The following is a 20803-nucleotide window of genomic DNA, read 5'->3' on the forward strand; positions in this document are numbered from 1 at the left end:
CTCAGCGCCCACCCTGGGCCTGCACGGCCGTGACGGCAATCACGTTATACACGTCATCGGCGCTGCAGCCGCGCGACAAGTCGTTGGCCGGCTTGTTCAAGCCTTGCAGCAAGGGACCGATGGCGACGGCGCCGCCCATGCGCTCGGCCAGTTTATAGCCGATATTGCCCGCGTCCAGATTCGGAAATACCAGCACGTTCGCACGGCCGTTGACGACGGAATCCTTGACCTTGCGCTGGGAAATCTCGGCCACGATGGCCGCGTCCAGCTGCACGTCGCCATCGATGGCCAGCAGCGGACGCTGGGCCTTGACCCGATCCGTGGCCGCATGCACCTTGTCGACGGCCGCGTGGTGGGCGCTGCCGCTGGTGGAAAACGACAGCATGGCCACCCTTGGCTCTTCCATCAGCAAGGCTTGCGCGCTGTCGGCGGCGGCCATGGCGATGTCGGCCAGTTCCTCTGCCTTCGGGTCGACCACGAGGGCGCAGTCGGAAAAGATGAAGCCGCCCTTGAGGCTGTGGAAAGGTTCGCACAGCATCATCAGGAAAAAGCTGGATACCAGCTTGAAGGCGGGATCGACGCCGATGATCTGGATGGCGCTGCGCACCACGTCGGCCGTCGTGTGCACGGCGCCCGCCACGCAACCGTCCGCGTCGCCCAGCCGCACCATCAGGTTGGCGTAGCACAAGGGCGCTTGCACGGCGATGCGCGCCTGCTCCACCGTCATGCCCTTGGCTTGGCGCAGCACAAACAACTGCTGGGCATAGTGTTCCGATTCATCGGAAGTTGCCGGGTCGACCAGGCGCACGGCGTCCAGGTCCAGCGCCTGTTCGCGCGCCAGCGCGAGGATGGCGGCCGGCTTGCCCACGATGGTGACATGCGCCAGGCCTTCAGCGGCGGCGCGCGCGGCCGCCTGCAGCACGCGCGCATCGTCGCCCTCGCACAAGACGATATGTTTCGGCACGGCGCGGGCCTGGGCGATGATGCGGTGCAGGGCTTTCATGGGAACTCCAATTCGGTAAAAAAATGCCGGAACCATGCAAGCATGAAGCATGAAACATGAAGCAACGGTTCCGGCACATAAAACCCGGCGCGATTGCCGGGGTCATACAAGGATCGGTCAGGGTGGTGTCGGATTACGCCGGGCCGAGGCCCGGCTAATCCGACCTACACAGTCGCGTAGGTTGGGTAGGTTGGATTAGCCCAGAGGGCGTAATCCAACAACACCAGCAAATCAGACGTAGTCTTTATATTTATCCAGGTGACGGATCGGCTTGCTCAGCGCATCGCGGCGGAACGGGTCGCCCAGCTCGCGCGTGCACATGATTTCAATGATGGTCGTCTTGCCTTCATTCATCTGCATGTCGATCGCCTTCTTCAGGGCCGGGCCCACGTCTTCCAGCTTGTCGACCGTGATGCCTTCGGCGCCCATGGCCCGCGCGATTTCCGCAAAGCTCTGGTTGTCGAGTTCTCCGGCAACAAAACGGCGGTTGTAGAAATCCACCTGGTTTTTCTTTTCCGCACCCCACTGGCGGTTGTGGAACACCACGGCCGTCACGGGAATGTTGTGGCGCACGCAGGTCATCGTTTCCATCAAGCTCATGCCCCAGGCGCCGTCGCCCGCATACGACACGGCCGGACGGTGCGGTGCGGCCACCTTGGCGCCGATAATCGTCGGGAAGGCATAGCCGCAGTTGCCAAAGCTCATCGCCGCAAAGAAGCTGCGCGGTTTCTCAAAGCGCAGATAGCTGTTGGCCACCGAGTTGATGTTGCCGATGTCGGTCGACACCATCACGTCCTCCGGCATGGCTTTTTCCAGTTCGCGCAAGACCTGGCGCGGATGCAGGTAATTGCCCGGCTCTTTCTTCTGTTCCTCGATCATGTCCAGGCTGTACGCATCTTTCTCGTGCGTCCAGTTCGTCAACTCCTCTTCCCACGCGGCCTTTTCCGCTTGCACGGTGGCATAGCGTTCTTCGCGCGTGGCGTCGCAATCGAGCTTCTTGCCGTCCAGGCGGGCAAGAATCGCCTTGGCGGCCGCCTTGGCGTCGCCGCAGATGCCCACCGAAATCTTTTTCACCAGGCCCAGCATCTTGTTGTCCGCGTCGATCTGGATGATCTTGGCGTTTTTCGGCCAGTAATCCATGCCGTGCTGCGGCAAGGTGCCGAACGGTCCCAGGCGCGAACCGAGAGCCACGACAACGTCGGCCTGGGCGATCAGTTTCATGGCCGCCTTCGAACCTTGGTAGCCGAGCGGGCCGCACCACAGCGGGTGGCTGGCGGGGAAGGAGTCATTGTGCAGATAGCTGTTGACGACGGGCGCACCGAGGCGTTCGGCCAGCGCCTTGCATTCCTCGATGGCTTCGCCCATGACGACGCCGCCGCCCGAAATAATCACAGGGAACTTGGCTTGCGCCAGCAGCTCGGCCGCATCGTCGAGGCTTTGTTCGCCACCCGCGCCGCGGTCCAGGCGGTTCGGTTTCGGGATCTCGGCCTTGATTTCGCCATAGAAATAGTCGCGCGGGATGTTCAGCTGCGTCGGGCCCATTTCCGACATGGCGCGGTCAAAACAACGGCCCGTAAATTCCGCCATGCGGGCGGGATTCGTCACGTGGCCCTGGTATTTCGTAAATTCCTCGAACATGGGCAGCTGGTTCGCTTCCTGGAAGCCGCCCAGGCCCATGCTCATCGTGCCCGTTTCCGGCGTAATGATCACGACGGGGGTGTGGGCCCAGTAGGCGGCAGCAATGGCGGTCACGCAATTGCTGATGCCGGGGCCGTTCTGGCCGATGACGACGCCGTGGCGGCCCGAAACGCGCGCATAGCCGTCGGCCATATGGCCGGCGCCCTGCTCGTGCACGACGGGAATCAAACGGATGCCGGCGGGAGCGAAGATGTCCATCGGGTCCATGAAGGCCGAGCCCATGATGCCGAACATGTCGGTCACGCCATTGGCGGCCAGGGTTTCCACGAACGCTTCGGAAGGCGTCATCTTTTGCGGGCCAACGGGAACGGCAGCGGCGGCGGCTTTTTGGTCGGACAAATCGGTCATGGCTCAGTCTCCTTACGGTTTTATGAAAAATCGGTATATTTTGTTCCGATATTTGAAATACGTGTTCAATTTAACGGTTGCGAAATGCGCTGTCAATGAAAATTCACGAAAATTCGGACTGTTTCATTCCTGAATCCGGAATCCGTGAGCAAGGTCCATTCCTGAAACAACAATGGCGGCTTATCCGCAACAGATAAGCCGCCACCGGTGTTGCCTGCCGTGCGCCTTAGAACTTCAGGCGCATGCCGGCCGTGAAGGCGCTCGAGTTATGGCCTGGCAAGGGCACGCTGCCGCCGCTGGACGCGTCGCCGACGAAATTGGTGCCTGCGCCATCGTTATTGATGCGGCCGTACGAGGTGTACAGATTCGTGCGCTTGGACAAGGCATAGGTGTAGCCGATGGCCAGCTGCCGCCCGCCGCGGCGCGCATTCGTGCGGTCATCCTTGCGGATGTACGAGGCCATCACGCTGCCCGCCGCGCCCACGGGCGCCGACACGCCCAGCATGTAGTCGCGGAAATCCGTGCCCGCATCGTCCTTGTCCGTTTCATACGCGGCGTGCAGCTTGGCGGGGCCGAAGTCGTAGGTACCGCCCAGCAAGGTGACTTTCGCCGTGTTCAGCGGCGTGTCCTTGCGATTGTCGTGGGCCAGGGTCAGCACGAGCGGGCCGTTGGCGTAATCGATGGAAAAGTCGATGGTGCGGCCCAGGGTGTTGCTGTCCGGCTTTTCGCCGAGGCCGTACATGACGGCCGCCGACAAGCCGTTCACCTTCGGCGTTTCATACATGATGGAATTTTTCGTGCGCAGGCTGGCCACGCTCATCAGGTTGATCGATGCGCCCGTCATGCCCGTCTCGAACGGGTCGATATTGTCCAGCGCGGTGAACAGCGGGTTGTGCTGCAAGCCGATATTCACGGCGCCGAAGCCGCCCGACAGGCCCACGTACGCCTTACGCCCAAACAAGGCGCCCTGGCGGTAGGCGCCCGTGTCGAGGTCGAGGCCATTTTCCAGCAAGAAGTTGGCTTTCAGATTATTGCCCAGGTCTTCCGTGCCCTTGAAGCCGATGCGGCTGCCCGACTGCACGCCGGTGGCCAGCTTGGTGACGGAACCGTCCGCGCCGCCGTGTTCCGATGTAAGGCCCGCGTCGAGCAAGCCGTACACGGTGACGGACGACTGGGCGCTGGCGCTGCCGGCGAAGAATGTGGCCAGGATGGCCGCCGCTACGAGTGTGTGTTTCATGTCATCTCCAGATATTGTGGTTTTTATAAACGCTTGAAACGATAATCAACTACGGTGTTGCAACTACGGGTCAATGCGGCGGCTCAGGCGATCAGCCCGGCCATGGGCGACGAGGGCGAAGCGCTCATGGCGTTCGCTCTCCGGGGCATGCGTCCGGCCAGATAAGCCTCGCGCCCGCCCTGCACTGCCAGTTTCATGGCGCGCGCCATGCGTATCGGTTCGCGCGCCGCCGCGATGGCGGTATTCATGAGGATGCCGTCGCAGCCCAGTTCCATGGCGATAGCCGCGTCCGACGCCGTGCCCACGCCCGCATCGACAAGCACGGGTACACGGGCTTGCTCGATGATCAGGGACAAATTCCACGGATTCAGAATGCCCATGCCCGAGCCGATCAATGACGCCAGCGGCATGACGGCGATGCAGCCCAGGTCTTCCAGCATGCGCGCCTGGATGGGGTCGTCGCTGCAATACACCATCACCTGGAAGCCGTCGCGCACCAGCTCCCCAGCCGCCTTCAAGGTTTCCGGCATGTTCGGGAACAGGGTCTTTTCATCGCCCAGCACTTCCAGCTTGCACAGCGGGTGGCCGCCCAGCAGCTCGCGCGCCAGCTGCAAGGTGTAGACGGCGTCGCGCGCGTTGTAGCAGCCGCCCGTGTTGGGCAGGATCGTGTATTTCGACGGCGGGATGAAGTCGAGCAGGTTCGGCTCGCCCTTTTCCTGGCCGATGTTGACCCTGCGTATCGTCACGGTGACGATCTCGGCGCCGCTCTCCTCGATGGCCAGGCGCGTTTCCTCGAAATCCTTGTACTTGCCCGTGCCCACCAGCAGGCGCGACTGGTAGGTGGTGCCGGCCAGGGTCAGGCCGTTTTGTGCGGGGGTGGCGTCGTCTCTCATCGTGATCTCCTAAGTTAAAGCTGGGGTCAGTCCTTGCGGGATCGGAATGTGCCCCATTGGGGCATATTCCCCCGGCGGGTCTGACCCCGGAATGCCTCTGCCGCAGACTGCGGTGCCAAGCGTTGCCCGCAAAACGCAAAATCGACGTCAGGCCGCCGTCCCGATACGAGCTCGGCGACCGCCCTGCCCGCGCCGCAGCCCATGGTCCAGCCCAGGGTGCCGTGGCCCGTGTTGAGGAACAGCTGGCGGTAGCGCGTGGCGCCGATGTAGGGCACGTTCGACGGCGTCAGCGGACGCAGGCCGGCCCAGTAGACGGGATCGCTGTAATCGCAGGCATGGGGAAACAGCGCCTGCACGCGGCGCGTGATGGCGGCGCAGCGCAGCGGGTTCAGTTCGCGCGTGTAGCCGTTCAGCTCGCACGTGCCCGCCACGCGCAGGCGTTCGCCCAGGCGCGAAAACACGAGCTTGTGGCCGTCGTCCGTCAGCGAGACGGTCGGTGCGCTGACAGGGTCGAGAATCGGATAGGTAGCAGAGTATCCCTTGCCCGGATACAGCATCAACCGGATGCCCAGCGGCTGCAGCAGGGGCGCGGAAAAGCTGCCCATGGCCACCACCACGGCATCGGCGTGCTCCAGGCGGTGGCGCCCTTGCGCATCGATACACTCCGCGCCAGTGACTCTTTCGCCGTCTGCCAGCAAGCGCGTCACGGTGGTGCCAAAGCAAAAATCCACGCCGGCCGCGGCGGCGCGCGCGGCCAGCGCCGTGGTAAACAAGTGCACATCGCCCGACTCGTCGGTGGCCGTGAAGTCGCCACCCACGATGCGGCTGCGCGCGTGGGCCAGGGCCGGCTCGATGCGGATCACCTCGTCGGCGCTGACGGTGTTGCGCGGGCAGCCCAGCTCGCGCAGCAGCGCGGCGCCGGACTGCGATTTATCGAACTCCTGCTGGTCCGTATAGAAATGCAGGATACCCCGCTCCAGGTGGTCGTACACGATGCCCGTTTCGCGCCGCAATGCCTGCAAACTCTGCCGGCTGTACTCGGCCAGCGCGACAATCTGGCGCATATTGCGCGCCACCCGCGACGGCAGGCATTCGCGCAGGTAGTGCAAGGCCCATTGCCATTGCAGCGGGTCCAGGCGGGGCCGGAACAGCAGCGGCGCATCGTCCTTGCCCAGCCAGCGCACGACCTTGCGCAGGGTGGCGGGGTTGGCCCACGGTTCCGCGTGCGAGACGGATATCTGTCCGCCATTGCCGAAGCTGGTTTCCTGCGCGGCGCCCGCCTGGCGCTCGAGCACGCGCACGTCGTGGCCCGCCTGGCGCAAGTACCAGGCCGTGGCCGTGCCGACCACGCCGGCGCCGAGGACAAGGATCTTCATGACGGACCCGGCTCGCTCAGCGCGTCAGCAGCACGGCGATGGCGACGAAAGCGGCGATCCACACGGTCTCCATCACCAGCATGATCACGGGACGCCAGCCCAGCGAAGCCAGCGACTGGAACGAGGTTTTCACGCCCAGGGCGGCGATGGCGATGACGAGGCAGGCGCGCGAAGCATTGTTGATCCAGCCATTCACTTCCTGCGGAATCAGGCCCAGGCTGTTGGTAATCACCAGCCAGACAAAGCCGATCAGGAAGAACGGTACGAGCGGCGGCGCATCGACTTCGCTCTTGCCGTCCTTGCGCTTGAACATGATCGACAGGCCCAGCACGACGGGCACAAGGCAAGCCACGCGCGTCAGCTTGACGAAGGTGGCCACGTCGCCCGTGTGGTTGCTGACCAGATAGCCCGCCCCCACCACCTGCGCCACGTCATGGATGGTGCCGCCGATGAACACGCCCGCTTCCGTCGGGTCAAAACCCAGCAGCTTGACCAGCAGCGGGTAGACGATCATGGCCAGGGTGGACAGCGACGTCACGCCCACCACCGTGAGCAGGGTGAATTTCTCGTTTTCCTTGGTTTGCGGCAGCACGGCCGAGATGGCCAGCGCGGCCGAGGCGCCGCAGATGGCCACGGAGCCGCCAGACAAAATCCCTTCCGTGATGGGGCGCTTGAGCCACCTGGCCAGCAGATAGCCGAAACCCAGGGTGGCGATCAGCCCGCCGACGACGATCAGCAAGGGCGTCACGCCCACGGAAGCGATCTGGTTGAAGGTGATGCGCGCGCCCAGCAGGGCCACGCCCGTGCGCAGCAGCACCTTGCTGCAAAACTCGATGCCGGGCTTGCAGGTGGGATCGGACGCGAGGAAGTGGAAAGCCAGGCCGAAGAACAAGGCATACAGCAGTTGGGGGCCGCCGTAATTGCTGGAAATAAAAGTGGCCGACAGGGCAATCACCAGCGCAATGGCCACGCCGGGCCAGCTGCGCAGCACGGCGCGGGGGCGCCAGATGGCGACGGCGGAAGACAGGTAGGGAATGTTCTTGTCGACAACGCGTGTTATCGCTGAGGAGTTGGTTTTCATGCGGGTCCGCTCATAATGTTTTAAAAATTGGGACATTTCATCTCGTTTTTTAATAATACACGATGAGCTAGCGAAGTCCATGCTTTTCCATGAAAATCGAAACCGGATGTTCCGGAAACTGACGTTTTAATGATGTCGACGCCGTAAACGACAAGCGGCGCGGCCCTTTGCAGGGACGCGCCGCCGTTGCTGGTGCTTGAAAGATTACTTTTTGTTCAGACGGGTAATCAGGCTGGACGTATCAAAGCGGTTGCCGCCCGCCTGCTGCACTTCGCCATAGAACTGGTCCGTCAGAGTGGTCACGGGCAAGTCGCTGCCGTTGCGCTTGGCTTCGGCAAGGCAGATGCCCAGGTCCTTGCGCATCAGGTCGACGGCGAAGCCGAAGTCGAACTTGCGCTCGATCATGGTCTTGCCCCGGTTTTCCAGCTGCCACGACTGCGCAGCGCCCTTGGAAATCACGTCGACGACGAGCGCCGCATCCAGGCCCGCATTTTCCGCAAAGGCGATGCCTTCGCTCAAGGCTTGCACGAGGCCCGCGATGCAGATCTGGTTGACCATCTTCGTCAGCTGGCCGGAACCGGAGGCTCCCATATAGGTGACGGCGCGCGAGAACAGGGCGATGACGGGCTCGGCCCGGGCATACGCCTCCGCGTCGCCGCCCACCATCACCGTCAGCTTGCCGTTTTCCGCGCCCGCCTGGCCGCCGGACACGGGCGCGTCGAGGAAGAACACACCCTGTTCTTTCGCTGCCGCATGGATGGTGCGCGCCGCTTCGGCGGAAGCCGTCGTATGGTCGATCAGGATGCTGCCCGGCGCCATGGCGGACAGCAAGCCGCCCTCTTCCAGGATGACCTGATACAGGTCGTTATCGTTGCCGATGCAGGTGAAGACGAACTCGGCGCCTGCTGCGGCCGCGGCCGGCGTGGCGGCGCTCTTGCCCTTGTGCTGTTCCAGCCAGGCGGCCGCGCGGGCCGGGTTGCGGTTGTACACGGTGACCTCGTGTCCGCCCGCCGCCAGGTGGCCTGCCATGGGGAAACCCATGACGCCCAAACCGATGAATGCCACTTTTGCCATATTGTCCGTCCTGTCGATGTATGAATGCGATTATTGTTGCACAAATGGCCGTGCGTGGCAGCTGCCAGCGGCCGCTGCGTCTAGAGCGCCTGCCTACGCAGGCGCTGCAGGCGGCCGACGGTGCGCCAGATCAGATAGGACATGGGCAAGACCAGGGCCAGCTGTACGCCCGTCAGCACCATGCGCAGCGTGTCCATCTCGCGGTCGCTGCTACCCATAAGGTTGTACATCAACAACAAACCGGTGAGGCCGAAGTACGTCAGCAAGCGTTGCTGCCTGGCGATCTTCGATGGCGTATCCGTATAGATGTCATTCGGCTTGCCGTCTGCCGCAGGCTTGCGCCAGCAATAACTGCCCCACCAGCAAAACACCAGCTCCCAGCCGGCATCCTGGCAGAGCTGCTCATAATCGCTGCTGCGCTTCCATGCGGGAAACGAGTCGAAGCGGTAAACGTTGTCGGCGGGTTCGCCCCGCACGAACGTAAACCGGCACGGCATGTGGAACTTCTGCAAATGCCATCCCGCCCGGGCCTGCGCGCGCAGCCAATCCTCGATGTGACCGTCATCGAGTTCGATGAACCATTTATACACATGCGACCGTTGTTCACTCATCCTGTTTCACCTCAGTATGTTGATAAGAATGGCGCATCCGCCTCACCCACGCGCACCATCACGCGCAAGCGCCGCAATTGCGCCAGCAGCACATGGCGCCCGAGGTCCGTCATGGTGTAGATCTTGCGCCGCTCGGCTTCCCGCACCATCTCGATCAGTCCCTGCTTTTCCAGGTTGGCAAATGCCCCGTACAGGGTGCCCGGGCCGATCTTGACGGCCCCTTCGCTGATAGCTTCGACCTGCTGCATGATGGCGTAGCCATGCGCCGGCTCGCGCAAGGCCAGCAGGATGTAGTACGTGGCTTCCGACAAGGGCAGCAGCTTTTCTATCGACGCATCCATTTTCCCCCCCATAGTACGGACATCGGTATAGCGTGAATCGCTATATCGAACAACGATATAATATCACGCATGACTGCAATATCTATTCTTTTTGACAAGCAGGAAGGGGCTGGACGTCACCGCCGCCATGCACGGCGGCGGATGGGAGGGAGGAATTACACCAGATCGCGCAGCGCCGCCAGCAGGGCCGCGCATTCGCCCACGTTGCCGATGCTGATGCGCAGATACTGGCTGATACGCGGCGCATTGAAATGGCGCACGATCACGGAACGGGCGCGCAAGCCGGCCGCCAGTTGCGCCGCGTCATGTTGCGGGTGGCGGGCAAAAACGAAGTTGGCCACCGATGGCAGCACCTCGAAGCCCAGCGCCGCCAGGTCCGCCGTCAGCTGTTCGCGGCTGGCGATGACGGCCTGACGCGTCTGCTGGAAATACGCTTCGTCGCGCAGCGAGGCGACGGCGCCGGCCAGGGCCAGCCGGTCCAGCGGATACGAGTTGAAACTGTTCTTCACCCGTTCCAGCGCCTCGATCAAGTCCGGATGCCCGAAGGCGGACCCCACGCGCAAACCGGCCAGCGAGCGCGATTTCGAGAACGTCTGCACCACCAGCAAGTTCGGATAACGGTCGACCAGGGCCACGGCGCTGTCGCCGCCGAAATCCACATACGCTTCATCGACTACCACCACGGCGTCGGGATGGTCACGCAACAGGGTTTCCACGCCGGCCAGCGGCAAGTCCACGCCCGTGGGAGCATTGGGATTGGGGAAGATGATGGCGCCGCATGGCCCCTGGTAGTCTTGCGGACGGATGCGCATGGACTCGTCGAGTGCTACCGTGCGGTAATCGATGCCATACAGCTTGCAATACACGGGATAGAAACTGTAGCTGATGTCGGGGAACAGCAGCGGCGCGTCGTGCTTGAGCAGGGCCATGAAAGCCAGCGCCAGCACTTCGTCGGAACCATTGCCGACGAACACTTGCGCGCTGTTCAGGCCGTGGTAGTCGGCCAGAGTTTGCTTCAGTTCGCTCGCCGTGGGATCCGGGTACAGGCGCAGGCTGTCGTTGGCAGCTTCGCGCAGGACGGCCAGCACCTGCGGCGACGGGCCGTAGGGATTTTCGTTGGTGTTGAGTTTGACCAGGTCGGGCAGCTTCGGCTGCTCGCCGGGGACGTAGGGGGTCAGCTCGCTGACGATGGTGCTCCAGAATCGGCTCATTGCTTGTGGCTAAGGTCAAGGACAGGGATTGAGTAGATTACCATGGCTGGCGGCACGCTCGGACTGGTGTTGGCTTTGGCCGGCATTTGGAGCTGGCAGGTAAGGACTGAATGGAGGAAAAAACGCCTTGCGCTGTGCGCTTTGGGCGGTTTTTCTACCTGGACTTGATGCGCTGGTGGCTGGCATCTGTTGTGGGCATAAAAAAAGCTCCCTTGCGGGAGCTTCTCTTATGTATTCTGGCGGAGAGGGTGGGATTCGAACCCACGGTACGATTTAACGTACGCTTGATTTCGAGTCAAGTACATTCGACCACTCTGCCACCTCTCCGTTTACTGCGGTCTATTCATTCAAACTGGCATGCCTGTTTGAACGAGGCGCTATTTTAGCATGGGGATTGTTCAGTTGGGTAGGGGTTTTATTGGTGATTTGCAACTGAGGGCTGGTAGCCAAACCAAAAAACCAATTGGACGATTCGGGGAGCCTCGCCCAAGGCGCGGCTCGCCTTTATAGACGCCGCCTTGGCGCACGCGTGAAACCAATTGGTCGATTCGGAGAGCCTCGCGCGAATACGCGCTCGTCTTCGAATCCCACGCGCAAGGCGCGCAGGCGCCTTGCTCCTCTTCGCCGCCACAAATAAAAAAAGCTCCCTTGCGGGAGCTTTCTCTATTTGTTCTGGCGGAGAGGGTGGGATTCGAACCCACGGTACGATTTAACGTACGCTTGATTTCGAGTCAAGTACATTCGACCACTCTGCCACCTCTCCATTTGCTGCGGTCTTTTCCTGCATTGCTGCGGGAAGGCAAGATTATAGCAGCCGCTTGAGAAAATGGAAGGACTATTTTAAGCCTTCCATTCACTATGGTTGCCTAAACCTTTCAGGCCTTCAGATGCGTCAGGCCGCCCATGTACGGACGCAGCACTGGCGGGATCTCGACGCTGCCGTCTGCCTGCTGGTAGTTTTCCAGCACGGCGACCAGGGTGCGGCCCACTGCCAGGCCGGAGCCGTTCAGGGTGTGCGCCAGTTCCGGTTTGCCGGCCGCGTTGCGGAAACGCGCCTGCATGCGGCGGGCCTGGAAGGCTTCCGTGTTCGACAGGGACGAGATTTCACGGTAGGTGTTCTGCGCCGGCAGCCACACTTCCAGGTCGAAGGTCTTGGTGGCGGTAAAGCCCATGTCGCCCGTGCACAGCGACATCACGCGGTATGGCAAGCCCAGGCGTTGCAGAATCGTTTCCGCGTGGCCAACCATTTCTTCCAGCACCTGGTACGACGTGTCCGGATGCACGACCTGCACCATTTCCACCTTGTCGAACTGGTGCTGGCGGATCATGCCGCGCGTGTCGCGGCCGTAGCTGCCCGCTTCCGAGCGGAAGCATGGCGTATGGGCGGTCATTTTCAGTGGCAGCTGGTCAAGCGCCAGGATCTCGTCACGCGCGATATTGGTCAGCGACACTTCCGAGGTGGGGATCAGGTAGAAGGTCTCGCCCTCGCCTTCCACGCCGCCTTTTTTCACCGAGAACAGATCAGCTTCGAATTTCGGCAGCTGGCCCGTGCCGCGCAGCGAATCGGCATTGACCATGTAGGGGGTATAGCATTCCGTGTAGCCATGCTCGTCCACGTGCGTGTTGAGCATGAATTGCGCCAGCGCACGGTGCAGGCGGGCGATGCCGCCCTTCATGACGGAAAAGCGCGAACCGGTCAGCTTGGTGGCCACTTCGAAGTCCAGGCCCAGCGGGGCGCCCACGTCGACGTGATCCTTGACTTCGAAATCGAAGGTGCGCGGCGTGCCCACTTTGCGCACTTCCACGTTGCCCGACTCGTCCGTACCCACGGGGGCCGATTCGTGCGGCAGGTTCGGTACGGCCATGATGAATTCGCTCAGCTTGGCTTGCACGAGGGTCAGTGCCGCTTCATCGGCTTTCAATTCGTCGCCCAGGCCAGCCACTTGCGCCATCACGGCCGAGGTGTCTTCCCCCTTGCCTTTCAACATGCCGATTTGCTTGGACAGCGCGTTGCGCTTGCCCTGCAGCTCTTCGGTGCGCGTCTGGATCGCCTTGCGTTCGGCTTCGAGGGCGTTGAAACCTGCCACGTCGAGCTGGAATTTGCGCGTTGCCAGGCGGGCGGCAACAGTGGCGATGTCTTTACGGAGAAGTTGGATATCTATCATGGATGGATGGCGGTGCCGATGTATCGAAAGCATCCATTGTACCAAGACCCGTTCAGTTCATTATGAGTTTTGCACACGGCCCGCCATCGTCATGGCAGCCTGGCCGGGCACTCGCGCCCGCTTTACATCCGATGCTCAGGCTGGCGTTCAGATAAAGGCCGCTTTTTCGGCAGCCGTCAGGCGGCGGGCGCTGACGGTAACGACCGGCATCTTGCTGTCGGCAGCCTGGGCGATCACGGTGCTGCTGGCGCTCACCTCGACCGTATTCGCGCCGGCGGTGGCGAAGCTGGTGCCGATGGCGATGACGGCGGCGGCAATAAAGGTGATTTCCATGTTTTTCAGTGCGTTCATGATGTAACTCCTGGTTGGTTTGTTCGTTTGACTGCGCTTGGTATGGTGGTACTTTAGCCAACGCGCAGGCAAGACGCCACCGGCTTGCGACCAGCGGCGAAAAACAGGGAGCGAACGGTGAAAAACGGGGACTGAAGGGAAAACAAGGGAATGAACAACGCCTGACAGAACCGTAGCGAGCGGCAGTGATTTGTGGCTAAGAAGCGCAACTGTGCTGTAGCACAGTGAGCATCGCAGGCCGCAAAGCGCGCCGCGCAGTAGGTTTTGACAGGCGTTCTACAAGGCATCCTTGACCAGACGCCCCAGACGGCCGATAGCCTGCTCGATACGCGGCGTCCACGCATTGCCGCAATTGAGGCGCAGATAATTGCCGAACTTGCCCGAAGCCGAGAACAGCTGGCCCGGCATATACGCCACGCCTTCCGCGATGGCCTGGCCATGCAGGGCCAGGCCATCGACTTGCGGCGGCATCTGTACCCACAGCACGAAGCCGCCCTGCGGCTCGGACAGCATGCAATCCGCCGGAAAATGCGCCGCCACGGCGTCGGACATGCGGGCGATACGCTGCACCAGGGTGCGCCGCATCTTGCGCAGCTGCTGGTCGTAGCTGCTGCCTTCCAAAAAGTCGGCCAGCACGGCCTGGAAGAAATGGCTGGTGGCGCCGCTCGACACGGTCTTGAGCAGGGCCACTTCCTGGGCGAAACGCCCGGCCAGCACGTAGCCCACGCGCGACGCGGGCGTGATGGCCTTGGAAAACGAGGAGCACAATAAAACGTTGCCGCTCGTGTCGTAGGCTTTCACGGGCCACGGACGCTGCGGTGCAAAGCACAGGTCGCCATACACGTCGTCTTCCACCAACGGAATATTGAATTCCGACAGCAGGCCCGCCAGCCGCTTCTTGTTTGCTTCCGGCATGACGCAACCGAGCGGGTTGTTCGCATTCGGCACGAACAGACACGCTTGCACGAGGCCGGCGCGCAGGGCCAGCTCCAGCGCATCGAGCGACGGTCCCGTCTTCGGGTCGGTGGGAATTTCCAGCGCCTTCATGCCCAGGCTTTCGATCATCTGCAACAGGACAAAATACGTGGCCGACTCGATGGCGATGGTGTCGCCCGGCTTGGCCACTGCGCGCAGGCACAGGCTGATCGCTTCCGTGCAGGAATTCGTCACGACGATTTCTTGCGGGTCCAGCTTGCCCCAGTCCAGCGCGCGGCGCGTGACCTGGCGCAGGAAATTGCCTTCGCTGATGTCATAGCAGCTGACCTTGCTGAGCAGGACGGGATCGCGCCGCGCCACGGCGCTGATGGTGCGCTGCATGCGCTTGATGGGCAGGATCTCGTCGGGCGGCCAGGCCGTGCCCAGCTGCACCACGTCGCGCGTCTCGTTCTCCTTCAGCACGCGCATCAAGAGGTTGTTGATGCCGACAAAGGCCGGCTCCTTCAAGTGCTGGGCGTCCGCGCTGCACGGGCGGCGCGGCGCCCGGTGGCGCACGAAATAGCCGGACTGGGGCCGCGCATCGACCTGCCCCCGGTCTTCCATCAGGCGCAAGGCTTGCATCACGGTACTGATGGAGATGCGCTTTTGCTGCGCCAGGTGGCGGATCGACGGCAGGCGGTCGCCGGGCGCGAATACGCGCGCGTCGATCAGGGCACCCAGCTCGTTGGCCAGGTGCTCGTACAGATTCGTGTGCGTACCCATGTTCATCCCTTCAGTATGCGGCTGCCGCGCGTGGCCCGCACAGATACAGTTGCCGATTTTTTTGACAAGCACAGTGTACGATGAAGTACACTGTATTCATCACAATTTCGTTTTCCTGCATCTGTCATGGTTGGCAGCAAGGGCCTAAACTGTTCCTGTCAGCACAACAGGAGCGATGCCATGCATACCGACCATGAATTACGCAGCGAACGGCCCTTGCGCCTGGAAAAAGCGCATGCGAAGGTGATCGAATGCCTGTCCGGCACGGCCTGGATCACGGCCTATGCCCAATTCGAGGATTGCGTGCTGCGCAGCGGCGAGCGCTACACGGTCCCGAATGACGGCCTGGTGCTGGTGGAAGCCGTGGGTAGCGGACACATCCGCGTCCATGGCACGGCCGCACCGCGTCCCGCCCTGCTGCGCTGGCTGAACCTGGCACTGCCACACACCTTGCATATTAGGAATACATGACTCAAGCACCACCACTGCGCGTCCTCGTCACGGGCGCCGCCGGCGTCATCGGCACCGCTTTCTGGAAGCGCCGGCACGGGGAATTCTCCCTGCGCCTGGCCGACCTGCACACTGACGGGCTGGCGCCAGCGCCCTGCCCATCCATTCCTCTCGACGTGGGCGACTACGCCGCCTGCCTGGCCGCCTGCGCCGATATCGACGTGGTGCTGCACCTGGCTGGCGTACCGCACGCCAGCGCCGACTTCGACACGCAGCTGCTGCAGCCGAACATCATCGGCACGCACAATATCTTCCGCGCGGCGCAGGCGCAAGGCGTGAAAAGAGTGGTGTTTGCCAGCAGCGCGCAAGTCATCGAAGGCTATCCGCTCGATGTGCAGGTGCACGAGCACATGCCGGCCCGGCCCGCCAATATGTATGGCGCCAGCAAGGCCTTCGGCGAAGGCGTGGCCTCCGCGTTCGCGCACCAGCACGGCATGACGGCGATTGCCGTGCGCATCGCCAACGTGGCGCAGTTTGAGCAAGGTCAACAGCACAGCGCACGCGACATCGCCGCCTTCATCAGCGAGCGCGACGTGGTGCAATTGCTGGCCCGCTGCGTGGCAGCGGACGTGAAGCCCGGCTACCACGTCGTGCATGGCGTGTCGGACAACCGCTACAAACGGTTGTCGATCGCAGCGACGCGCCAGCTGGTGGGCTATGCGCCGCAGGATGACGGTTTTACTTTGCTGGGCCTGTAAGCCTCAGCCCTTCCCTGCTGGTTTTCCTGCTTTTCTGTCCAGCTCGCGCAACCACGCCAATTTATCGGCGATCTTGCTTTCCAGGCCGCGGGGCACGGGCTGGTACCAGCCCGGCTCCGCCATGCCGTCCGGGAAATACGTTTCGCCGGCCGCATAGGCATCGGGTTCGTCATGCGCGTAGCGGTAGGCGTGGCCGTAGCCCAGTTCCTTCATCAGCTTGGTCGGCGCATTGCGCAAGTGCACGGGCACTTCCTTCGATTTATCTTTCTTGACGAAGGCCATGGCCGTGTTGAAGGCGTTGTAGCCGGCATTGCTCTTCGCGGCAATGGCCAGGTAGATCACGGCCTGGCCCAGCGCCAGCTCGCCTTCGGGCGAGCCCAGGCGCTCATACGTTTCCGCCGCGTCATTGGCCATGGTCAGGGCGCGGGGGTCGGCCAGGCCGATATCTTCCCAGGCCATGCGCACGATGCGCCGCGACAAATAGCGGGGATCGGCGCCGCCGTCGATCATGCGGCAAAACCAGTACAGGGCCGCATCGGGGTTCGAACCGCGCACGGATTTGTGCAGGGCGGAGATCTGATCATAGAAATTGTCGCCGCCCTTGTCGAAGCGGCGCGAATTCAAGGTTAGCGCATTGTCGACGAAGGCTGCGTCGATGGTGGTCGTGCCCGTCGAGCTGGCGGCCGTCTCGGCCTGCTCCAGCAAGTTCAAGAAGCGCCGCGCATCGCCGTCCGCATAGCCGATCAGGGTGTCGGCCGCCGCCTCGTCAAACGTCAGGTGCGTCAAGGCCGTCGATTGCGCCTTGGCCAGCAACTGCTTCATCTCGTCTTCGTTGAGCGACTTCAACACATACACTTGCGCGCGCGACAGCAGCGCCGAATTGACTTCGAAGCTGGGGTTTTCCGTCGTCGCACCGATGAAGGTCACGAGGCCCGATTCCACGAAAGGCAGCAAGGCGTCCTGCTGCGATTTATTGAAGCGGTGGATTTCGTCGACGAACAATAAGGTGTGCTTGCCGAACTGGTCCAGGCTGTGGCGGGCCTGGTCCATGGCGGCGCGGATATCTTTTACGCCCGCAAACACGGCCGACAGGGCGATGAATTCGCTGTCAAATGCGTTCGCCATCAGGCGCGCCAGGGTGGTCTTGCCCACGCCGGGCGGGCCCCACAAGATCATCGAATGGGCCTTGCCCGCCTCGAACGCGAGGCGCAGCGGCTTGCCCGCGCCCAGCAAATGCGTCTGGCCGATGACTTCGTTCAGGGTGGATGGCCGCAAGGCTTCGGCCAGCGGCTGGCGCGGTGCGGTGGAAAAGAGATCCGCCATAATATTTACCGGGTAAGAATGCAAAGGCCCCGCATGGTGCGAGGCCGGTCAATGACAGTCTGCGAAAAATTAATTATTAATCACATCCGCGCCCTTGGGCATGACAAATTTAAAGTGATCGGCGGATAAGGCCGGATTTTTCTGGAAGTTCTTGAACGCCAGCACCGACGTCTGGCCGAACGAGTCGCGCAATTCCATCGCTTCGGGCACGCCGTTGCGCAGGCCGATGGTGATTTCGTCGAACGTCGTGTCCTTGGCTTTCGGCGTGGCTTTCAGCCATTCCAGGCCATCGCGCGTGCCCGCTTCCGCCAGGGTGAAATTCTTTTCCAGGTCGTTGCTGCCAAACAAGATGGCAGCGGGCGAGGAACCGAGCGCGTCGCCCAGTTTCTTGACCGTCACCTGGCTCAAGTCCTTGTCGTAGATATACAGCTTGTCGCCGTCCGCTTGCAGCAGCTGCTCGTACGGCTTCAGATAAGTCCAGATGAACTTGCCCGGGCGGGCAAACTCGAAGGTGCCGCTGGCTGGGGTCGACACTTTCGCCTTGCCGCTGGCGTCTGCCTTCTTGACCTGGCGCTGCACGAACTCGCCCTTGGCCGACTTGGTGCCGGCGGCAAAGCTCTTGAATTGCTCGAGCGCGCTGGCCGAGGCGCTGGCCGCGAACAGCAGGCTGCAGGCGACACTGGCCGCACCGATCATCATTTTTGCTGCGAAAGTCGTGTTCTGCATTCTTTCTATCCTTCTTGTCTTATTCCGCACTGGCCGCCGGCACCAGGATGTCCCGGTTGCCGTTGGATTGCATGGTTGATACCACCCCGCTCTGCTCCATCTGCTCGAGCAGGCGGGCGGCGCGGTTGTAGCCGATGCGCAAATGACGCTGCACCAGCGAAATCGAGGCGCGGCGGTTTTTCAGCACCACCGCCACCGCCTGGTCGTACAGGGCATCGGCCTCGCCGCCGCCCTCGCCCGGCACGCCGCCTTCGGCGCCGTCGCCTTCCAGGGTGCCGCCTTCGAGGATGCCCTCGATGTAATTCGGTTCGCCCTGCAGCTTCAGATGGCTGACGACGCGGTGGACTTCCTCATCGGAAACAAACGCACCATGCACGCGCATCGGCAAGCCGGTGCCGGGCGGCATGTACAGCATGTCGCCCATGCCCAGCAGGGTTTCCGCGCCCATCTGGTCGAGAATGGTGCGCGAATCGATCTTGGACGACACCTGGAAGGCGATACGCGTGGGAATGTTCGCCTTGATCAAGCCCGTGATCACGTCTACAGATGGGCGCTGCGTGGCCAGAATCAAGTGCAAGCCGGCGGCGCGCGCCTTTTGCGCGATACGCGCGATCAATTCCTCGACTTTTTTGCCCACCACCATCATCAGGTCGGCCAGCTCGTCGATGATGATGACGATGGTCGGCAGTTTTTCCAGCGGCTCCGGCGAATCCGGCGTCAGGCTGAACGGATTCGGGATGTGTTCTTCGCGCTTTTTCGCGTCGGCAATCTTGGCGTTGTAGCCGGCCAGGTTACGCACGCCCATCTTGCTCATCAGCTTGTAGCGGCGTTCCATCTCGTTCACGGCCCAGTTCAGCGCATGGCCGGCCTGGCGCATGTCCGTCACGACGGGCGCCAGCAAATGGGGAATGCCTTCGTAGACGGACATTTCCAGCATCTTCGGATCGATCAGGATCAGGCGCACGTCGAGCGGGTCGGATTTGTACAGCAGCGACAGGATCGTCGCATTGATGCCCACGGATTTGCCGGAACCGGTGGTACCGGCCACCAGCAAGTGGGGCATCTTGGCCAGGTCGGCCACGACGGGCTTGCCCGCGATATCCTTGCCCAGCGCAATCGTCAGGCTGGACACGCCATCGTTGTAGACCTTGGAGCCGAGGATTTCCGTCAGGCGCACGATCTGGCGCTTGCTGTTCGGCAACTCCAAAGCCATGTAATTCTTGCCGGGAATGGTTTCCACCACGCGGATGGACGTAAGCGACAGCGAACGGGCCAGGTCGCGCGCCAGGCCCACGATCTGGCTGCCCTTGACGCCCGTGGCCGGCTCGATTTCGTAGCGCGTGACGACGGGGCCTGGGTAAGCGGCCACTACCTTGGCATCCACGCCAAAGTCCGACAATTTCTTTTCGATCAGGCGGCTCGTGAATTCCAGCGTTTCCACGGACACCGTTTCCACCACGGGCGGCGCTTCGTCGAGCAGCGACAGGGGCGGCAGCTTGCCATCGCCCAGGCCTTCGAACAGATGGGCCTGGCGCTCCTTTTCCACGCGTTCCGATTTCACCACGGTCACCACCTGCGGCTCGATCTTCATGGGCGGCGCGGCCACGTGCTTTTCCACGTGCTTGGCCCGTTCGATGACCACCACTTCGTCGCGGCGCACCGCAGCCACTTCGCCCTGGCGGCGGTCTTCGCGGTCCTGGTAGCGCAGCACGAACCAGTTGAAAGCGTCTTCGATGGCGCCGCCGATGCGCTCGGCCACTTGCAGCCAGGACACATGGAAGAACAGGCTGAAACCGAGGCCGAACAGCAGCAACAGTAATAAAGTGGCGCCCGTGAAACCAAAGGCCACGTGGGCCGAGTGGCCCACCAGCTGGCCCAACACGCCGCCCGGCTCGCGCGGCAGCTGCACGTGCAGGCTTTTCGCCATGCGCAGGTATTCGAGGCCCATGCTGCCGATCAGCATGATGGAAAAGCCGACGATGCGGATCAGCATCTCGACATGGTGCTCGCGCTCCACGTCTTCCTCTTCCAGCAGGAAGCGCTTACTCAGGCGGCGATAGCCATTCCACACCGTGCGCAGCAGCCAGACGCACCACCACCAGGCGGAAAAGCCGAAGATATACAGCAACAGATCGGAAAGGGTGGCGCCCAGCTTGCCGCCCAGGTTGGCGACCTTGTCGACGGACGTGGCATGCGACCAGCCCGGGTCGAGCTTGTGGAAGCTGGCCAGTATCAGCACGAAATACAGGGCAAACGCGGCCAGCGCGAACCAGCGCGCCTCGGACAGCAGCCGCACCAGCCGGTTGGGCAGGGGCCGGCGTTCGACCGGTTTACGGGTGTAGCTATTTTGATTGGCCTGGGCTGGTTTAGTCATTCTGGGAAGCGCTGCAAGGTGAAAAATGTTTCTGAAAGGGAATTTCCCATAATAAGGAAGTATTCTAAGCCATATATGCCCCGGG

18 protein-coding genes and 2 tRNA genes are annotated in these 20803 nt (G+C 62.2%); 2 read left to right on the forward strand and 18 right to left on the reverse strand.

Features of this window, described 5'->3' with window-relative positions; genetic code table 11:
• Nucleotide 1 precedes the first annotated feature (1 nt).
• The 15 genes from pta to VPH41_RS18020 form a co-directional block, all read right to left on the reverse strand.
• A complete protein-coding gene (gene pta, locus VPH41_RS17950) occupies nt 2–1003 on the reverse strand; it encodes a phosphate acetyltransferase (RefSeq protein ID WP_328570998.1) in 1002 nt (333 codons plus the stop codon).
• Between the two features lie 231 nt (nt 1004–1234).
• A complete protein-coding gene (gene xsc, locus VPH41_RS17955; protein ID WP_328570999.1) occupies nt 1235–3049 on the reverse strand; it encodes a sulfoacetaldehyde acetyltransferase in 1815 nt (604 codons plus the stop codon).
• A 226-nt stretch (nt 3050–3275) separates the two neighbouring features.
• The gene (locus tag VPH41_RS17960; protein WP_328571000.1) at nt 3276–4286 is read right to left on the reverse strand and encodes a porin; all 1011 of its coding nucleotides are present in this window, start codon (nt 4284–4286) and stop codon (nt 3276–3278) included.
• A gap of 83 nt (nt 4287–4369) precedes the next feature.
• Nucleotides 4370–5179 (reverse strand): thiazole synthase, encoded by an 810-nt coding sequence (locus VPH41_RS17965; protein ID WP_328571001.1) that lies wholly within the window; start codon nt 5177–5179, stop codon nt 4370–4372.
• Nucleotides 5180–5205: 26 nt separating this feature from the next.
• A complete protein-coding gene (locus VPH41_RS17970; protein WP_328571002.1) occupies nt 5206–6555 on the reverse strand; it encodes a D-amino acid dehydrogenase in 1350 nt (449 codons plus the stop codon).
• Between the two features lie 16 nt (nt 6556–6571).
• Complete coding sequence (locus tag VPH41_RS17975; protein WP_092718840.1) at nt 6572–7636, reverse strand: YeiH family protein; 1065 nt, start codon at nt 7634–7636, stop codon at nt 6572–6574.
• A 204-nt stretch (nt 7637–7840) separates the two neighbouring features.
• Nucleotides 7841–8710: an NAD(P)-dependent oxidoreductase gene (locus tag VPH41_RS17980; RefSeq protein WP_328571003.1), complete on the reverse strand. Its 870-nt coding sequence runs from the start codon at nt 8708–8710 to the stop codon at nt 7841–7843.
• Nucleotides 8711–8790: 80 nt separating this feature from the next.
• The gene (locus tag VPH41_RS17985) at nt 8791–9321 is read right to left on the reverse strand and encodes a DUF2812 domain-containing protein (RefSeq protein ID WP_328571004.1); all 531 of its coding nucleotides are present in this window, start codon (nt 9319–9321) and stop codon (nt 8791–8793) included.
• Nucleotides 9322–9332: 11 nt separating this feature from the next.
• Complete coding sequence (locus VPH41_RS17990) at nt 9333–9662, reverse strand: PadR family transcriptional regulator (RefSeq protein ID WP_152282551.1); 330 nt, start codon at nt 9660–9662, stop codon at nt 9333–9335.
• 155 nt (nt 9663–9817) lie between these two features.
• Nucleotides 9818–10873, reverse strand: coding sequence for a histidinol-phosphate transaminase (gene hisC / locus VPH41_RS17995; RefSeq protein ID WP_328571005.1), 1056 nt, complete (start codon nt 10871–10873; stop codon nt 9818–9820).
• 237 nt (nt 10874–11110) lie between these two features.
• Nucleotides 11111–11200 (reverse strand) — tRNA-Ser (locus VPH41_RS18000).
• A gap of 346 nt (nt 11201–11546) precedes the next feature.
• Nucleotides 11547–11636 (reverse strand) — tRNA-Ser (locus tag VPH41_RS18005).
• Nucleotides 11637–11748: 112 nt separating this feature from the next.
• Nucleotides 11749–13038, reverse strand: a complete 1290-nt coding sequence (serS, locus tag VPH41_RS18010; RefSeq protein ID WP_152258180.1) for a serine--tRNA ligase — start codon at nt 13036–13038, stop codon at nt 11749–11751.
• A 147-nt stretch (nt 13039–13185) separates the two neighbouring features.
• The gene (locus VPH41_RS18015; RefSeq protein WP_328571006.1) at nt 13186–13389 is read right to left on the reverse strand and encodes a hypothetical protein; all 204 of its coding nucleotides are present in this window, start codon (nt 13387–13389) and stop codon (nt 13186–13188) included.
• 276 nt (nt 13390–13665) lie between these two features.
• The gene (locus tag VPH41_RS18020; RefSeq protein ID WP_328571007.1) at nt 13666–15087 is read right to left on the reverse strand and encodes an aminotransferase-like domain-containing protein; all 1422 of its coding nucleotides are present in this window, start codon (nt 15085–15087) and stop codon (nt 13666–13668) included.
• 180 nt (nt 15088–15267) lie between these two features.
• Between VPH41_RS18020 and VPH41_RS18025 the strand changes: the two genes are divergently transcribed.
• Entirely contained in the window at nt 15268–15558 is a 291-nt protein-coding gene (locus tag VPH41_RS18025; RefSeq protein ID WP_193317159.1) for a DUF2917 domain-containing protein, read from the forward strand.
• Complete coding sequence (locus tag VPH41_RS18030; protein ID WP_328571008.1) at nt 15555–16295, forward strand: NAD-dependent epimerase/dehydratase family protein; 741 nt, start codon at nt 15555–15557, stop codon at nt 16293–16295. The genes VPH41_RS18025 and VPH41_RS18030 overlap by 4 nt, the downstream gene beginning before the upstream one ends.
• Before the next feature lie 3 nt (nt 16296–16298).
• On the opposite strand, the gene VPH41_RS18035 is transcribed toward VPH41_RS18030, so the two are convergent.
• The 3 genes from VPH41_RS18035 to VPH41_RS18045 all read right to left on the reverse strand — a co-directional run bounded on the left by VPH41_RS18035 (nt 16299) and on the right by VPH41_RS18045 (nt 20718).
• Entirely contained in the window at nt 16299–17618 is a 1320-nt protein-coding gene (locus VPH41_RS18035) for a replication-associated recombination protein A (protein WP_328571009.1), read from the reverse strand.
• A 69-nt stretch (nt 17619–17687) separates the two neighbouring features.
• Nucleotides 17688–18344 carry an outer membrane lipoprotein chaperone LolA gene (lolA, locus tag VPH41_RS18040; protein ID WP_152258174.1) on the reverse strand — a complete coding sequence of 219 codons (657 nt, stop codon included), beginning with the start codon at nt 18342–18344 and terminating at the stop codon, nt 17688–17690.
• Nucleotides 18345–18363: 19 nt separating this feature from the next.
• The gene (locus VPH41_RS18045) at nt 18364–20718 is read right to left on the reverse strand and encodes a DNA translocase FtsK (RefSeq protein WP_152282543.1); all 2355 of its coding nucleotides are present in this window, start codon (nt 20716–20718) and stop codon (nt 18364–18366) included.
• Between the last annotated feature and the right edge of the window lie 85 nt (nt 20719–20803).

Origin of the sequence: Janthinobacterium sp. P210006, from assembly GCF_036231885.1 — a bacterium.
Classification (GTDB): Bacteria; Pseudomonadota; Gammaproteobacteria; order Burkholderiales; family Burkholderiaceae_D; genus Janthinobacterium; species Janthinobacterium violaceinigrum.

Excerpts from the sequence above, each read along its gene's own strand:
- pta (WP_328570998.1), bottom strand. The coding sequence starts at position 1,003 with ATGAAAGCCCTGCACCGCATCATCGCCCAGGCCCGCGCCGTGCCGAAA.
- xsc (WP_328570999.1), bottom strand. The coding sequence starts at position 3,049 with ATGACCGATTTGTCCGACCAAAAAGCCGCCGCCGCTGCCGTTCCCGTT.
- VPH41_RS17960 (WP_328571000.1), bottom strand. The coding sequence starts at position 4,286 with ATGAAACACACACTCGTAGCGGCGGCCATCCTGGCCACATTCTTCGCC.
- VPH41_RS17965 (WP_328571001.1), bottom strand. The coding sequence starts at position 5,179 with ATGAGAGACGACGCCACCCCCGCACAAAACGGCCTGACCCTGGCCGGC.
- VPH41_RS17970 (WP_328571002.1), bottom strand. The coding sequence starts at position 6,555 with ATGAAGATCCTTGTCCTCGGCGCCGGCGTGGTCGGCACGGCCACGGCC.
- VPH41_RS17975 (WP_092718840.1), bottom strand. The coding sequence starts at position 7,636 with ATGAAAACCAACTCCTCAGCGATAACACGCGTTGTCGACAAGAACATT.
- VPH41_RS17980 (WP_328571003.1), bottom strand. The coding sequence starts at position 8,710 with ATGGCAAAAGTGGCATTCATCGGTTTGGGCGTCATGGGTTTCCCCATG.
- VPH41_RS17985 (WP_328571004.1), bottom strand. The coding sequence starts at position 9,321 with ATGAGTGAACAACGGTCGCATGTGTATAAATGGTTCATCGAACTCGAT.
- VPH41_RS17990 (WP_152282551.1), bottom strand. The coding sequence starts at position 9,662 with ATGGATGCGTCGATAGAAAAGCTGCTGCCCTTGTCGGAAGCCACGTAC.
- hisC (WP_328571005.1), bottom strand. The coding sequence starts at position 10,873 with ATGAGCCGATTCTGGAGCACCATCGTCAGCGAGCTGACCCCCTACGTC.
- serS (WP_152258180.1), bottom strand. The coding sequence starts at position 13,038 with ATGATAGATATCCAACTTCTCCGTAAAGACATCGCCACTGTTGCCGCC.
- VPH41_RS18015 (WP_328571006.1), bottom strand. The coding sequence starts at position 13,389 with ATGAACGCACTGAAAAACATGGAAATCACCTTTATTGCCGCCGCCGTC.
- VPH41_RS18020 (WP_328571007.1), bottom strand. The coding sequence starts at position 15,087 with ATGGGTACGCACACGAATCTGTACGAGCACCTGGCCAACGAGCTGGGT.
- VPH41_RS18025 (WP_193317159.1), top strand. The coding sequence starts at position 15,268 with ATGCATACCGACCATGAATTACGCAGCGAACGGCCCTTGCGCCTGGAA.
- VPH41_RS18030 (WP_328571008.1), top strand. The coding sequence starts at position 15,555 with ATGACTCAAGCACCACCACTGCGCGTCCTCGTCACGGGCGCCGCCGGC.
- VPH41_RS18035 (WP_328571009.1), bottom strand. The coding sequence starts at position 17,618 with ATGGCGGATCTCTTTTCCACCGCACCGCGCCAGCCGCTGGCCGAAGCC.
- lolA (WP_152258174.1), bottom strand. The coding sequence starts at position 18,344 with ATGCAGAACACGACTTTCGCAGCAAAAATGATGATCGGTGCGGCCAGT.
- VPH41_RS18045 (WP_152282543.1), bottom strand. The coding sequence starts at position 20,718 with ATGACTAAACCAGCCCAGGCCAATCAAAATAGCTACACCCGTAAACCG.